We start from the raw sequence: 14912 nt of genomic DNA on the forward strand, positions 1-14912 counted from the left end.
ACCAGTCCATCTATATTGATTATGGATAATGCACCCATTCATCGTAAGACGGTCATTAGACTATTGGTTGAGGAGGCCGGTCATCAGATAATATTTTTACCAAAATACTCTCCTGACTTAAATGATATTGAGCATGATTTTAGTGCATTAAAGAGAGCTAAAATGTATGCGTCTCCTAACACATCTCTTGATGAAGTTATTCGTGCTTATTGTGCATGAAGAGTGTCTCATACTTATTTGAAATGACTATATGTAGCATGAGTTCCATACCACGTGTCAAAACCATAAATTCTATACCTTGCTCTAAAATTTCTTCGATATCAGCAGGTTGAATACCTGGTTGGTGACGAGTACCTGTGAGTCTCCAATCCCATTCCTTAGCACCTCCCCACCATATTTTACAATCTTTGAATTGACAAGTTTGGCCGTCAGTGGTTACTTTAATACGTCCCCAAGAGATATGAGTAATCAGGCTTTGATGACAAGTGCTCATAATATTGTGTATTTATAAAAAAGATAAACAAAAGACCTTTAACTAATGTAGATAGGAGCACCCAACCGCTAAACTGAGATGCCCCATTAACTTTAGTTTAACTGGAATTATCTCTATTCAGTAAATCAAGGCTCGTTTACAAACATCAAGTCCTTGAGTTAAGCATTCCTCTCGCCACTTTCGAGATATGGGTGCACACATTTCTACCAACAGATGTTTTGTCCATTCATAGTTCTGGTGTGACTTACGCTCAGAAACCCGGTTTCTACCCTATGTCGATAGACCGAAAATAAATTTCATGGTCAAGGTCAATCTACACTAAAAATAGTGTGTTTCGTTAGCTTTCTAATCATATTGTTTCCGGTTGCATCAGTATTGTTCAAATATCCCAACAGTCAGTTTTCAGGAAATCCTAATTTTACTCAACATTCAACAATCATATCATTCGTGCAACCGGAATCACTATCACCAAGATAGGTTATTCGATGAAAATCCCAGCAACTTTGTCTCCATTCATAGTCATGTGTGCCACAAATTCATCTCCACCATCTTCAAAACTCAGCTTCCACAAATAAATCGGAAAATTACCTTGTTTTATTTCACCAAAATAATTAATTGAGTATCCCTTTTGCAGGCGGGAAGCAAGCTGCTCGCTAACATCGTCAAACATTTTTTGTGTAATGCTCGCTTTGTAGCCTGCATCACCGACTGTAGTAAAAAGCTCGTAATTTTTCGATGCTGTCGCATCCAAGATAACCTGCAAACAATCGATGACGTTTGGAGATGGGTCGGTCGGGTTCATGCTCATGTCCTTCTTTTAGGGTTCTATCAAAATGTCTAACAAATGGCGCTGTGAATAGCTTCTACGGCTGTCTAATATCAAATCCGGTAGCATCGCCATTATTTATCGGTAGGGGGTGCGATCGCCGAAATGTTTAAATCCACAGATTAGACTATTTACACTCACGCACCGCCCCAAGCATTGAATAATATCGATGCAACTTTACTATTTATAGCAGTTTTCAACCCGATGAAATAAATACAGCTTTAGACACGGCAGTGCCGTGTCCTAGCCGATATCTGTACTTCACTATACTGAAAACCGCTATATTGCCTCAGCAACAATAGTGCGGTGTCGGACTGTATTACAAGTGATTGTCGGCTGGGCAAAACCGGAATCTACCAAAGCTTGCTCAATATCCAACCCAAAATACTGATCCAAATAAGGCTCCGTACTCTTAAGCAAAGTCAAAATATAAGGAGGCATTTTGGCATACACTTCCGACTGAGGATTCATATCCATAATTGTCAAATGTCCGCCAACACGTAGCAAACGCCTCGCTTCCCGAAAAATTTCTCTCGTAGCTTTCTGTGGCAATTCGTGACAAACTAAACACATAGAAACTAAATCAAAAGCAGCCGCAGGCAAACCAGTAGATTCAGCAGCAGCGTGCACCCAAGTGGGAGATTTTTGATTTAAAGATTCAGATTCTCGCTGTTGGGAACGGTATTTAGCAACGGCTAAGAAATAAGGCGATAACTCCACCCCAGTCATCTTCGCTTGCGGGTAAACCTCCCCAAGGGCAAAGGTACTCATTCCCACACTACATCCTAAATCAACAATATCTCGCGGCGAAGAAGCAATCTGAGATTTGATGACTTCGTGATAGCTGGCGCGGAGTTTTGCATCGCCTTCTGCACCTGCTTCCGGCCAAATAGTGGCGTGAACTGTACGGGCGGCAACTTCAACTTCTGTAGCAGCTTCCCAACTCATATTACCTTTTTCATAAGCGTGGAATGATGTTAGATAATATTTCGGGTAAACAAGATCGGGATTTTGAACGCTGAGCAATTCTGCATCCCAATTCCGGGACAAAAGTGCTTGGGATTCTTGTCGCCAATGCACTCCGATTTTTTCTCCTCTTTTTATCATCATTTCCCGTGCTTGGTGCTTGGCTAGATTAGCCAAAGGCTTGATGGAAAGGACGCCATTTACTAAGCGCGAGGCTAATCCCGGAGTTTTGTTAACTGCAACCGTCATGTTTTATGTTTTTCTATTTTGCGCCACTTATTTTAACACGCTTAGGCGATTTTGAGTCGGTTAATATAATGAAAGTTAACTTTATGCTGGCGAGTGAAATGCAAATGTTTGGTGAAAAAGACTTTTTTTAATGAACCGCAGAGGGCGCTGAGAACGCAGAGTTAGAGAAGAGAGGAAAGATCAGAGTAGGGCAAAAGTGGATCGGGTGGTATAATATTTATTTGTGCTTACCTACTTCCTTCTGGGGAATTCATCTGGAATCTGGAATCGGATTTGCCGAAGTTGGAGTATTTGGAAGAACACTTTAAATCGGGCTATTCAGGAGTTTTTGATGAGCAAATCTATTGTGGAATTGGTTGACAATTTGCCGTCTGGTGGCGTCACTGTGATGATGCTCAAATCCCTCGATTTTGTGGTTCCGGGGGAGTGGAATAATCTAACGGGTTTTGAGAATACTATTCAAGCGGTGACTGGGGAAACCAAGCGCAAATTAGTTGAAAAAATTCGCGATCGCGCGATCGAGCTTTACGCTAACCCCAATGAGCCATATCAAGGCGTAGTCAGGCTTTACCAGTTAGCAGACAGCGCCGACAGTGCGTTAGGTGCAACGGCTATGGCCAGTAAAATTGGCGAAAACATCGGCTTTCTTTCCTTTCTCAACCGCCTCACTCCCAAAGCTGACACAACTCAAACGATCGACTTGTGTGTCAAAGTGGCGATCGAGCTAATAGCCTACTGCAAACTTAACAATATTTCCCTTAACAATGTGGGAAGCTTTGGTAATTATTTATCTCATTACAAAGGCGAATCTCTGATGCGGATGGCTGCTTTAGTGTGTGTTGACGGTTTAATTCCCCTTGGCCCGGACTTCATTCGAGTAGCACAAAATACCATAGGCGGATTGAATCCTTCAACCTTGCAGCAAAACTCAACATTCCAAAATATCAGCAACCTAATTCCCGGCGCAAATAATTCACAAAAGTTCGGATTTGTGACAACTACTTTCGCTTCAGCGCAAGGTTGGATGAACAATTTAGTACAGTCTCGCGGCTTAACTCCCGCCATAGTTTTGGGCCATCTCAAGCAATACGTTGATGTTACTGATGACAAATTGGATTATGTGGCGGCGTTTTTAGACATGACTACCAATTATTACGAACATACGGGAATTCAGACGGTTGCTCGCCGATTGATCGATCGAGCTTATGCTGAAATAGCCTCTGGCAGATCCTAGAAAATTCGTTCTCAGGTGAGGGAACAGAGGGAGGCAGAGCCAAAGCATCTGCGTTCCCAGGCAGAGCCTGGGAACGAGGGAATAAACCTCGCAATGTGAGTTAAAATAAGCAGATTATGTTAGCAAACCTCTTTTAATCGCATTGTGAAAAACAAATCGCTTCCTTCATCCGTAACAGTCAAGCTCGGCAAATTTGTCTGGACATCAATGTGGCAATTAATGATGTCAAAACTAGCGCCGCCCGATCGCACGGGAGCATACATTCGCCCCAGCAGCAGTTTCCGCAACTTTGTCAGCACTGCACCAGACAACCCTCACCAACCCGCTGCGGGACGGTATCGCCTCTTCGTGGGTACGGGATGCCCTTGGGCGCACCGCACTCTGGTGACGAGGGCGCTCAAAGGGCTGGAAGATGCGATATCGGTGTCTATTGTGTATCCCTCGGAAGGGGGAATGTGGGTGATGGAGTCGGAGACTTTTGGCTGCAATACGATGCCGGAACTTTACCAGTTGGCTTTACCGGGCTATCAGGGGCGGTGTACGGTGCCGGTGCTGTGGGATGACTCGACAAAGGCGATCGTCAATAACGAGAGTTCGGAAATTATTGTGATGCTAAACTCGGAGTTTAACGAGTTTGCGAGCAATCCTCAAATGGATCTTTATCCTCTGGATTTGCGAGAACAAATTGACGAGTGGAATGAGAAGATTTACCAATCGGTGAATAACGGCGTTTATCGCTGCGGTTTCGCGCAATCTCAAGCTGCTTATGATTCGGCTTGCAGTGAATTGTTTGCTGTTTTAGACGAGATCGATCGATCGCTCTTGAGGAGTCGTTATCTTTGTGGCGATCGGGTGACATTAGCAGACGTGCGGCTTTTTACTACTCTATTCCGTTTTGATGCCGTTTACTACAGCTTGTTCAAATGCAATGTGCGCCGCATTCAAGATTACGAGCATTTGGGAGCTTATCTGCGCGATTTGTACCAGTTACCGGGAGTTGCTGGCACTTGCGATTTGGAGGCTGTCAAACGCGATTATTACGGCAATTTGTTCCCGCTGAATCCCGGCTGCATTATCCCCGCTGGGCCCGATCCGGCGAGTTTGCTCAAAGCTCACGATCGAGAAAAAGTCGCAAAGAAAGCCAGTTTTTGAACGAGTTGGCGCGGACTCGCTCTTATTCTTGAATTTCACTTTTTGTCTGGTTTACTTCTTCGTCTTCAACTTCAAAATTAATTCGTTCGTAAATCTCTCTCAGCGACATTTGAAATTCTACGGATTCTAGGGTTAATAGAGATTCCTCTGAATCATATTCTGTTAATACCCATTTGCCATTAGAACTTTTAGCAAATTGTTCAATGTGATAGCTGTATTGGTCAATTAAAATGTATTCTCGAAATTCCGGGATTGATCGATAGGCGAGAAATTTACCACCTCGATCGTAGTCTTTGGTTGAATTGGATAAAACCTCGACGATTACCAGAGGATTTGTAACAATTGTTTTGTTGTTTTCGTGATAAATAGGTTCTCCTTGAATGACCATGATGTCGGGATAGACGTAGCGGCGAGTTTGGGGTATCCACAGGCGCACATCATTGATAAATGTCTCGTAATCTTGACCATTCACAGTCAAGGGGAATTTGCGAGAAAAATTCAGTGCAAGTTTGTTGTGGTTGGTTGTTCCGCCTGTCATTGGTACGATTTCCCCATCATGGTATTCACTTTTGTCGATCGCACTTTCTTCTAATGCGAGATATTCCTCTGGCGTGTAGTAGCGTTTTTCTGTTTGTGGTTGCTTTTCGGTTGCTGGTTTTTCTTGGGTTTGCATTGTCGTTCCCTTCTGTTCTCAAGTGATTTTATGATAACAGCGATCGCATGGGACTCAGAGACAGGCTTTCTTACCACAATCGGGCGTGAAGATGCCAACATTCTCGCAGAAACCCGGTTTCTTGGATTAGGCCCGCAGGACCCTCAGAAACCGGGTTTATTAACAAAATCCGGCGTGAGGATGCCACAATTATCGAAGAAATCCGGTTTCTTGGACAACGATGATTCGGCTACTTCCTAGCTTCCAGACAAAATCTCTTCGAGTGCTAATTTCAGCGTCGGATATTGATATTGAAAACCGCTAGCTAAAGTTTGTTTCGGCAACACTTTCTGCCCTTCCAAAACAACTTTTGCCCCGTCTCCCAAAAGCATTTCTAAAGCAAAACCTGGCACCGGCAACCAAGAAGGCCGCTTTAAAACTTCCCCTAAAGTTTGACACAATTCATTCATCCGCACCGGATTCGGTGCTGTCGCATTCAAAACGCCTTCAACTTGCGAATTTTGCAAAGCGTACAAAATTAAATCAACCACATCCTCGCGGTGAACCCAAGAAAACCACTGTTTTCCTGTCCCAATTGGGCCGCCTGCAAATAGTTTAAAAGGTGGCAGCATTTTTGCCAACGCGCCTCCCATTCCCAAAACTATCCCCAGCCGCAAAATTGCTAGCCGCGTTCCCGCATTTTTTGCAGGTTGGGCGGCTGCTTCCCAGTCTTTGCAAACTGCTGCTAAAAAATCATCCCCAGCAGGGCTAGTTTCGTCAAACTCAGCGGTTTCGCTGGTTCCGTAATAGCCGATCGCCGATGCGCTAACCAACACAGATGGTCTAGGATTAGCATTGACGATCGCCTCGACCAATTTTGCCGTCGTCAGTCTGCGACTGTCCAGAATTGCTTGCTGGCGCGCCTCCGTCCACCTTTCCTCCGCAATTGGAACCCCAGCTAAATTGACAACAGCGTCGCAGCCCGCGATCGACTTTTGCCAATCACCAGACTCGGCAGGAGTGTAGGCGACAACTTGCAAATTCGGATAAGCTGAAGCCGGAAAAACTCGCCCAGCCTTCGCCGCATCCCTGCTCAAAACCACAACTTGATGTCCCGCAGCTTGCAGCTTTTCCACCAGTCGGCTACCTACAAATCCCGTTGCTCCCGCGATCGCTACTTTCATTTTTTACCCGCAATGCACATCAACAGTAGTTTAGACGATCGTCCAAACTTGTTTTGAATTATACAAAAATAAAGAGCAGCCTCGATCGCCTCCCGACAAGCTTTCTGTATTTTGATTAAACTGATATGGGACACGAGGAACACAAGCCATGCCTGCAAAAAAATCAAAGCTTCTAATTGCTGCCTCCGTCGCCGCAGCAGGTAGCGCTGGGGTCTACTTTTACTTCCAGGGTTTGGGCCAACAAGTATCCAACCCTCAAGACAGCGCCAAAGTTGTGCCCGACGAAGCAATGATGGCCGCGTTCATCTCCCCCAATCCCCAAGCGCTGTCACAGTTGCAGCGATTTGGCACCCCTGGGGCTCAAAAGTTGATCGGTCAGGGTTTGAAAGCCTTTCAAGAACAAAGCTTGGCAGGCACTCAAATCGACTTTGACAGGGACTTAAAGCCTTGGCTGGGGGGGGTGATGGTCGCTGTGCTGCCCCCTGATGCTGCTGCGAAAACCGAGCCTCCAAAACTGCTGGTAGTAGTCAGTGTGAAAAATAAAATTAGCGCTTGGAATTTTGCTAATAAATTAAAATCTCAGCCCGGTGCAACTACTCAAGAAACCGAGTATAAGGGAGTTAAAATTTATGAGATTGCAGAGCCAACTGGCAAGCGCTACAGTGTGGCTTTGCTGAACGACCAATTAGTGATGGCTCCTTTGAAAAAGCCTGTGGAATTGGCGATCGATACTTTTAAAGGAGAACCCTCCCTCGCCACCCAGCAGAGCACAACTAAGTTTTTTGCAGAAAGTGCTGGTGTCAAGAATCCGATCGCAACTGTTTATATTGCTGACTATCCTGCGGCAATTGAGCAATTGAAAGCTAATTTGCCCCCAGATATCCAGTTGCCTTGGACAGTGTTTTCGCAGTTCAAACAAGTTAAGTCTTTGGTTGCGGGAATTGGAGCGGATAGTGAGGGATTGAGGGTAAAAACTATTGCTCAGTTAGACCCTAAATTCGTTCAGCAAAATCCACAATTCGCATCGAAATTGTTGCCCAGATTTCCGGATGAAACTATTGCTTTAGTCGGCGGCAAGGGAATCGATCAAATTTGGTCACAAGCAACCGCCCAGGCAAAAGATAGCCCGGAAGTTGATAGGGGAGTTCAGCAAGTGAGGAATAGTTTTAAGCGCTTGGATCTGGATGCGGATCGAGATGTTTTTGGTTGGATGAACGGGGAATTTGCGATCGGGGCGATCGGTTCTAATCAAGGCATTTTATCTCAGTTGGGCATGGGGGCGGCGATGATTTTTGAAACTAGCGATCGCCCTGCAGCCGAAGCAACCCTGAAAAAACTCGATGCGATCGCCAAAAGCAATCCTACAGTCAGTGTCGCCCCCAGACAAGTTCAAGGCAAAGAGGTTACGGAGTGGCAAATACCCCAGCAAGGCACTTTATTCGGGCACGGTTGGCTGAATGAAAATTCTGTGTTTGTAGCTTTCGGCGGGCCTTTAGTTGATGTGATTACTTCGACGCCACCCCAGCCGTTAAGCAGCAGTCCAAGTTTTCAGGCGATCGCTACTTCTTTACCGCGGGCAAACCAAGGTTACTTTTACATAGATATGGAAAAAACCATGTCTTGGGCTAACCAATATTTGCTTGCTGTACAGCCAAATTTAATTTCACCGCCTGCTGCTGAATTGCTCAATTCTCTCCGAGGAGTTAGCGTAGCCACAGCTTCTACACAACCGACAACTGCTGAGTTGGAGATGCTTTTTGCCTTCAAATCTAACCGGTAATTTTTCCTTCTATCCTTCTATCCCTTAATATCCTTTCCGGTTGCATCGGAATAATCAAATCGAGTCAACAGTTAACACTCAACCATTCAGTTTTTCGACCGGCCCGTCAACAGTCAACAGTCAACAGTCAACTATTCCGGAGGAGTGCAACCGGAATTGATATAAATCCCTTACACGACTTCATGGCCGGAGTTTTTTCTGACAAAAAAAAGATGCTGCCCTCAATGGAGGGCAGCTACTCAAATAAAGCATCTTAAAGTCTCTCAAAACTTCAGAATTAACCTTCAGACATTCCCGATTTATTGGGCAATTGCAAATCATCAGGATCTACATAGTGACAAACTGCTTTGTCCATGCAAATTAATGCCCAGCCAGATTTATCTATGCTCATCAACTTGTAAGAAGCGGGCTGAATAAAGAAACCTTTGTGGTTCCGGGTTGCTGGTTTGATGTTAACGTGGCTGTCAGTGCTCATGTTTTTACAACTCCTAGTATTATCCTAATAAAATCTGAAAACCGCTGAGCGGATTTGGCAATCGTCTAAGTTTTCAAATACTAGCACTGACTTCCTGAGTTTTCCATAAAGTTATTTATTGATTTATTACGATGTCGTAATAAACCGCACAGCCGATTTCTTCGATCCCCGCCCAAAAATCGACTTGTTTGCGTGGTTACGGCTCCAGAAGCCACTGTTTAACGCGGGCGAGACTCTTCCAGTCGGGTTTTCTCTTTAATCCTTCTTCAAAATTTTTTTTAACTTCGTCGAGCAACTCTTCCGAAGCCATCACTAATTGCTGAGCCACTTCGACGTGGGGGCGCACTCCTTTTTCTTTGAGATCGAGGATCGCTACTGCTAGGTTGATGCGAGCTTGGGGGTCATGAGGGTTCAATTTAACGGCTGTTTTCGCTGCCTTTTGAGCCGGTGCAGGTTTATTTTCCAACAGGTAGAGCCACGCGAGGCTAGCCCAGGCATTGCCATTTTTGGGAGCTTTTTCGCACACTTCTTTAAACACGGGGATCAGATTAGCCGGGGCTTCGCCAGCTTGGTAGCGATCGAAACCGTCTTTAAACAATTCTTCAGGGGTCATTCGATTTTAGATTTGGGATTTTAGATTGTAGATTGGAAAGAGCATTGGGTGCAGGACGCAGCAAGGCAGTCCGAGGCATTCTCAGCAATTAGCAATTACCAATCCCCAATGCCCTATTTTCCAATTTATGTAGAAAAAGAACTGCCACAACCGCAAGTTTGAGTTGCGTTGGGGTTAGTAAACTGAAAACCGCCCCCGATCATAGCATCGCTGAAGTCGAGAACCAAACCGTAGAGATAAAGAATGCTTTTGCGATCGCAAACTACCTGAAAACCGTCGTAGTCGAACACTTCATCGTCGGATTTCACAGTGCTTGGATCTGCGAAATCCATCACGTAGGACATTCCAGAGCATCCGCCCTGCCGCACCCCTACCCGCAAGCAGAGGTCTTTACCTTGTTTTTCTCTCAGGGCTAAAACTTGACGGACAGCAGAGTCCGTCATTTGAATGCCGCGCTTTTCAGAAATGGCTTGAGTCATAATTTGCCGAACTCCTGAGACTGTCTAATGCAAAGAGTTTAATCTTATTGCTCCATTGTACAGGCATTCGCCGGAAGGCATTCGGTTAGATGCTGAAGACCGAATTTTTAGCTTCTAATTTTTAATTAGCGTGGGGCCTCGTTCCCAAGCTCGATGTCCTCTCCCCCTATAGGGTTTATGATTGATAAGCAGCGGTTGACCGGCTACCGGCACCGCAACAATGCTTCACCCAACGGGCTTACTCTATGGCAGCGCTGAATCGCACTACTCTTCGTCGGCTACAAAACTTACCTCAAATTCCCAGCGTGTGGGAGGGCGATCGCCGACCCTTGTCTAATGCTGACTCGCACATGATGCTAGATGACGACGACGTTCTAGAAGCAGGTGGCGAGTGCATTCTCTGGGTCGATGGCTCCGAAGGAGTCGTGAGGGCTATGGACATGGTAGGCCCAGATGCCGGCCCAGAGGCGATCGTCCGGGCCCTGCTACGGGCAATGGAACATCCCCAAAGTCCGGCTCCCGCAGTCCGCCCCCAAAAAATAGTAGTCAAAAACCGAGAAATTCAATTTTATCTGCGGGGCGTACTTCAAGATTTAGGCATTTCCATTGACTACGTACCGGAATTGCCCCTAATTGACGAAATATTTCGCGGCATGGAAGAGGTCGCAATCAACAGACCTCCTGAGTTGCCCCCTCAGTATGCTGAAGTTTTAATGGAAAAAGCTGCTCAAATTTGGCAAGATGCTCCGTGGCGGACTTTGAGGGAACATCAAATTATATCTATTGAAATCAATCAGTGGGATGTCGCCAGCCTCTACGTGTCTGTATTGGGGCAAGGCAGAATGGATTACGGAGTTTTACTGTACCGTTCTCTAGAATCCTTGAAACGGTTTCGAGAACGAGTCGTCAACGATGAATCTTTTGAAGATTTAGAACAGGCTTTTTTAGGGCAAGACTGTTTGTTTGTTACCTTTGAAAGTGCCGCAGATATTGATGAGGACGACGAGGACGACGAAATTGATTTAGCCGATTTGCCTCCATCGGAAATTGAACCAAATTTCGGCAACCTACATCCTTTAGAAGGATTGCGATCGATTCTTTACGAAGAAGAAGCCCTCACGATGTTAGTTGCTCTCGAAGCCTTTCATCGCTTTTTCCGCAACGGCCGCCGGAAATTGGGTTCAGACACTTTTCCCACTCTTAGCAGCCGCTACCGCATCCCAGTGGCGCAGCCTGACGGAGAAATTCAACAGGTATCCGTTAAAGTTTCCACGATGCCGGATGTTTCAGACGAATTATTACAGATGCTCGGTGATGACGATGATGACGATGATGACGATGATGAGGAATTTGACAAGCCACTGCTGCGGGACGATTTGGTGCCGCAAAATTCATTTTTGAGTCTCGGCGCCGTACCTTGGGAAACGGTAGATTTCCTGCGCCAAAGTGTCCAGTTTCACCAAGGTGCAGAAGTTGATATTAATACCGCCGGAGATGGTTTGCCGGTGGTGATGATTCAAACTTCTCATCCAAAGGCAAAAACTATGATTCAGGATTTGAAAGAAGCTGGAGGTGTGAAGGGAATTGGTTTTAATCCGGGCGAAAATCCTTTTCAGGATGAGCAATTCGACTTGGGTATTTTGCAAACTAAAAATGGAGAGTTGTATTTGTTTGGGGAGTTCAATGAAGACGATCCGGTGCATCAGGAAGCTCGCAAGAAGTGGGACCGTCGCTGTAAATTAACCAACGGTTGGTGCGGTTTGATTATTGCTAAAGGGTTGATGGGTGCTTCTCGCGGTCAGCCTCAGTTTAAGGATATGATCGCTTTGCTTGAGGTGCGCTGGGTGTCTGCTAAAGAGTTGGGAATTGGGCCACTTCAGTTAATGCCGATGTTTTGAAGGAAGAAGGAATAAGGAAGAAGGAAGAAGGAAGAAAGAATAAGGAATAAGGAAGAAGGAAGAAAGAATATGTAAAAGTAATTTGTAAGGTGCGCCCCAGCGCACCCTAGGTTTTAAATTATAAAGGAAAATGATTATGTCAAATTCTACTCAAAAGCGAGAAGTGTTAGTCGCCCTTGATGCTGAATTCGCGGAGAAAATAGACCAGCTTACTGATGATTGGACGGAGGCTATCGAACAAGCTCTCCGTCTCTGGTACGCTAAGCAAATAGAAGATAAGTTGCGGAAGTTTTATCAAAACCGCAGCCAAGAAGATATTGAGTTTGAGGAAGAATGGGCAACATTTGCTCAGGAACAAATGGAAGAAATTTTAATAGAGGAAGGTCTTTGATACAATGACAGAAGCTTATCCGCGACAAGGCGAAGTTTATCTTGTTAGAGCTTTGCGAACGATCGGAGATACCAAAAAGCGTCCTGTTGCTGTCGTTTCCATAGATAGCCGGAATGAATTGAGCCGTACTGTACTGATTGTCCCTTTTACTAGCGATTTGAGAGGGGGCGAAACTCCGACTCGGGTTTTGATTCCGCCTGGTGAAGGAGGGTTAGAATCTGACTCGCTGGCTGTCTGCGAGCAAATTATAACTGTCCAAAAGACTTATCTGGAACAAGGCCCTTACGGTCAACTTAGTGCCGATGTCCTAGCAAGAGTTCAGAGGGCTATACAAATGTCGATCGGCATTTACGAACTTTAATAATATTTCTAATATTCTAAATTTTGTTACAATTTGTAAAAATACTGTAAAGGATAGGTAAAATGCGGGTTGCGATCGCAGGTGCGGGACTGGCTGGAATGACCACAGCAGTCGATTTAGTGGAGGCCGGCCACGAAGTAGAAATTTTTGAATCCCGCCCCTTTGTTGGCGGCAAAGTCGGCAGTTGGGTAGATCCCGACGGCAATCACGTGGAAATGGGTTTGCACGTCTTCTTCGGCTGCTATTATAACTTATTTGCTCTGATGAAAAAAGTGGGAGCATTTGACGATTTGCTCCTCAAAGAACACGTCCACACTTTTATCAATCGAGGCGGCGAAACCGGTTCTTTAGATTTTCGCTTTCCGGTGGGTGCTCCTTTGCACGGATTGAAGGCATTTTTTACTACATCCCAGCTATCCGTACAAGACAAAATTCAAAATGCGATCGCCCTGGGAACTAGCCCGATCGTCCGAGGTTTGATAGACTTTGACGGAGCGATGAAAACGATCCGCGATTTGGATAAAGTTAGCTTCGCTGACTGGTTCCGCAGTCAAGGGGGCAACCAAAACTCGCTCAAAAGAATGTGGAATCCGATCGCCTACGCACTGGGTTTTATCGACACTGAAAATATTTCAGCCCGGTGTATGTTGACAATCTTTCAATTCTTTGCTTCCAAAACCGAAGCCTCTGTCATGCGGATGCTGGCTGGTTCTCCCAACGAATATTTGCACAAACCCATTGTGGAATATTTGGAAAGCAAAAGAGCAAAAATTTACACGCGGCGCAGAGTCCGAGAAATTCAGTTTGAAGAAGGCAAAGAAACCCGCGTCACAGGCTTGGTAGTAGCTAACAGCGAAACAGAAGAAAATATTACCGCAGACGCTTATGTTTTTGCATTAGATGTGCCTGGAATTCAGAAAATATTGCCCCCAGCTTGGCGCAAATGGTCAGAATTTGACAACATTTATAAATTAGATGCTGTGCCAGTTGCTACAGTACAATTGCGGTTCGACGGTTGGGTAACGGAACTAGAAGACGAAGCCAAGCGCAAGCAGTTGAGCCACGCTGTAGGAATCGATAATTTGCTATATTCAGCAGATGCAGATTTTTCCTGTTTTGCTGATTTGGCGCTGACAAGTCCCAAGGATTATTATAAGGAAGGACAAGGTTCTCTGTTGCAGTTGGTGTTGACTCCGGGAGATCCGTTTATTAAACAAAGCAATGAGGCGATCGCCCAACACGTACTTAAGCAAGTTCAGGATTTATTCCCGTCAGCGCGGGAATTAAACATGACTTGGTACAGTGTAGTGAAGCTCGCTCAATCTTTGTATCGCGAAGCACCGGGAATGGATCTTTTCCGCCCAGCTCAAAAAACTCCGATCGCCAATTTCTTTCTAGCAGGAAGTTACACTCAGCAAGACTACATTGATAGTATGGAAGGAGCGACACTTTCAGGCCATCAAGCGGCTAAGGCAATTCTCGAAGCTTACAGTCATTAGTCATTAGTCGTCTCGATCCCCCCTAACCCCCCTTAATAAGGGGGGGACAAGAGTGTTCTCAAAGTCTCTCTTAATAAGTGGGGGAGGAACAGTGTTCTCAAAGTCCCCCTTCTTAAGGGGGATTTAGGGGGATCTAGATTCGACAATAAACGAGAAAATCCACAATCTAAAATCTAAAATCTAAAATCTAAAATCCCATGACTGATTGGTTAGAACACAGTGTCCAAGTAGAAGTGGCAATTCCCATCGAATTAGCGTGGCAACTCTGGTCAGATTTAGAGCAAATGCCACGCTGGATGAAGTGGATAGAATCTGTTCATGTTCTCGAAGAAGATCCAGAATTGTCTCGCTGGAAACTCGCAACTGGCGGGTTAGAATTTAGCTGGCTTTCTCGGATTCTCAAATTAGTGCCAAATCAGATAATTCAGTGGGAATCGGTAGACGGTTTGCCAAATAGAGGTGCCGTAAGATTTTACGATCGCAAAGACAGCAGTATAGTCAAGCTGACAGTGGCTTACGGAATTCCCGGCTGGCTGGGAAAATTGATGGATAACCTATTTCTGGGCCGCGTGGTTGAATCGACTATTCAGGCTGACTTGGAAAGGTTTAAAGAGTATGCTCTGAAAGTAAAAGCCACATCTTAAATTCTGAGGACTAAAG

Annotated in this window: 17 protein-coding genes; 9 read left to right on the forward strand and 8 right to left on the reverse strand. The window is 45.3% G+C overall.

The window, feature by feature from the left end; genetic code table 11:
• The coding region (locus tag QUA03_RS12625; protein WP_333212531.1) for a transposase at positions 1-219 on the forward strand (219 nt) is incomplete at its 5' end.
• Here the strand turns inward: QUA03_RS12625 and QUA03_RS12630 are convergent.
• From QUA03_RS12630 to QUA03_RS12640, 3 genes are all read right to left on the reverse strand, one after another.
• Positions 197-493, reverse strand: a complete 297-nt coding sequence (locus QUA03_RS12630) for a hypothetical protein (protein ID WP_333212533.1) — start codon at positions 491-493, stop codon at positions 197-199. The two genes, QUA03_RS12625 and QUA03_RS12630, sit on opposite strands and share 23 nt — an antisense overlap.
• 478 nt (positions 494-971) lie before the next feature.
• Complete coding sequence (locus QUA03_RS12635; protein WP_333212535.1) at positions 972-1295, reverse strand: hypothetical protein; 324 nt, start codon at positions 1293-1295, stop codon at positions 972-974.
• 303 nt (positions 1296-1598) lie between these two features.
• Positions 1599-2534, reverse strand: a complete 936-nt coding sequence (locus QUA03_RS12640) for a class I SAM-dependent methyltransferase (protein WP_333212537.1) — start codon at positions 2532-2534, stop codon at positions 1599-1601.
• 331 nt (positions 2535-2865) lie between these two features.
• Between QUA03_RS12640 and QUA03_RS12645 the strand changes: the two genes are divergently transcribed.
• Together QUA03_RS12645 and QUA03_RS12650 are read left to right on the forward strand one after the other, a co-directional pair.
• A complete protein-coding gene (locus QUA03_RS12645) occupies positions 2866-3768 on the forward strand; it encodes a hypothetical protein (protein WP_333212539.1) in 903 nt (300 codons plus the stop codon).
• A gap of 207 nt (positions 3769-3975) precedes the next feature.
• Positions 3976-4920 (forward strand): glutathione S-transferase family protein, encoded by a 945-nt coding sequence (locus tag QUA03_RS12650; RefSeq protein WP_333212619.1) that lies wholly within the window; start codon positions 3976-3978, stop codon positions 4918-4920.
• A gap of 22 nt (positions 4921-4942) precedes the next feature.
• On the opposite strand, the gene QUA03_RS12655 is transcribed toward QUA03_RS12650, so the two are convergent.
• Both QUA03_RS12655 and thyD read right to left on the reverse strand, forming a co-directional pair.
• Positions 4943-5593: a Uma2 family endonuclease gene (locus tag QUA03_RS12655; protein ID WP_333212541.1), complete on the reverse strand. Its 651-nt coding sequence runs from the start codon at positions 5591-5593 to the stop codon at positions 4943-4945.
• Positions 5594-5829: 236 nt separating this feature from the next.
• A complete protein-coding gene (gene thyD / locus QUA03_RS12660; RefSeq protein ID WP_333212543.1) occupies positions 5830-6756 on the reverse strand; it encodes a thylakoid membrane protein ThyD in 927 nt (308 codons plus the stop codon).
• A 148-nt stretch (positions 6757-6904) separates the two neighbouring features.
• On the opposite strand from thyD, the gene QUA03_RS12665 reads away from it, so the two are divergent.
• Positions 6905-8536, forward strand: coding sequence for a DUF3352 domain-containing protein (locus tag QUA03_RS12665; protein WP_333212544.1), 1632 nt, complete (start codon positions 6905-6907; stop codon positions 8534-8536).
• A gap of 277 nt (positions 8537-8813) precedes the next feature.
• Here QUA03_RS12665 and QUA03_RS12670 read toward each other — a convergent pair whose 3' ends face one another.
• The 3 genes from QUA03_RS12670 to QUA03_RS12680 form a co-directional block, all read right to left on the reverse strand.
• Positions 8814-9011 carry a hypothetical protein gene (locus tag QUA03_RS12670; RefSeq protein ID WP_006632682.1) on the reverse strand — a complete coding sequence of 66 codons (198 nt, stop codon included), beginning with the start codon at positions 9009-9011 and terminating at the stop codon, positions 8814-8816.
• A 196-nt stretch (positions 9012-9207) separates the two neighbouring features.
• Positions 9208-9624 (reverse strand): tetratricopeptide repeat protein, encoded by a 417-nt coding sequence (locus QUA03_RS12675; protein ID WP_333212545.1) that lies wholly within the window; start codon positions 9622-9624, stop codon positions 9208-9210.
• 125 nt (positions 9625-9749) lie between these two features.
• Positions 9750-10103 carry a HesB/IscA family protein gene (locus tag QUA03_RS12680; RefSeq protein WP_006632680.1) on the reverse strand — a complete coding sequence of 118 codons (354 nt, stop codon included), beginning with the start codon at positions 10101-10103 and terminating at the stop codon, positions 9750-9752.
• Between the two features lie 245 nt (positions 10104-10348).
• Between QUA03_RS12680 and QUA03_RS12685 the strand changes: the two genes are divergently transcribed.
• The 5 genes from QUA03_RS12685 (at position 10349) to QUA03_RS12705 (ending at position 14896) form a co-directional block, all read left to right on the forward strand.
• Complete coding sequence (locus tag QUA03_RS12685; RefSeq protein WP_333212546.1) at positions 10349-12001, forward strand: DUF6930 domain-containing protein; 1653 nt, start codon at positions 10349-10351, stop codon at positions 11999-12001.
• A gap of 136 nt (positions 12002-12137) precedes the next feature.
• The gene (locus QUA03_RS12690; protein ID WP_333212548.1) at positions 12138-12392 is read left to right on the forward strand and encodes a hypothetical protein; all 255 of its coding nucleotides are present in this window, start codon (positions 12138-12140) and stop codon (positions 12390-12392) included.
• A gap of 4 nt (positions 12393-12396) precedes the next feature.
• Entirely contained in the window at positions 12397-12753 is a 357-nt protein-coding gene (locus QUA03_RS12695) for a type II toxin-antitoxin system PemK/MazF family toxin (protein ID WP_333212550.1), read from the forward strand.
• Between the two features lie 62 nt (positions 12754-12815).
• Positions 12816-14252, forward strand: a complete 1437-nt coding sequence (gene zds, locus QUA03_RS12700) for a 9,9'-di-cis-zeta-carotene desaturase (RefSeq protein ID WP_333212552.1) — start codon at positions 12816-12818, stop codon at positions 14250-14252.
• A gap of 197 nt (positions 14253-14449) precedes the next feature.
• Positions 14450-14896 (forward strand): SRPBCC family protein, encoded by a 447-nt coding sequence (locus tag QUA03_RS12705; RefSeq protein ID WP_015175311.1) that lies wholly within the window; start codon positions 14450-14452, stop codon positions 14894-14896.
• The last annotated feature ends 16 nt before the right edge of the window (positions 14897-14912 follow it).

The organism is Microcoleus sp. S36b_A4 (assembly GCF_036700645.1).
Lineage (GTDB): Bacteria > Cyanobacteriota > Cyanobacteriia > Cyanobacteriales > Microcoleaceae > Microcoleus.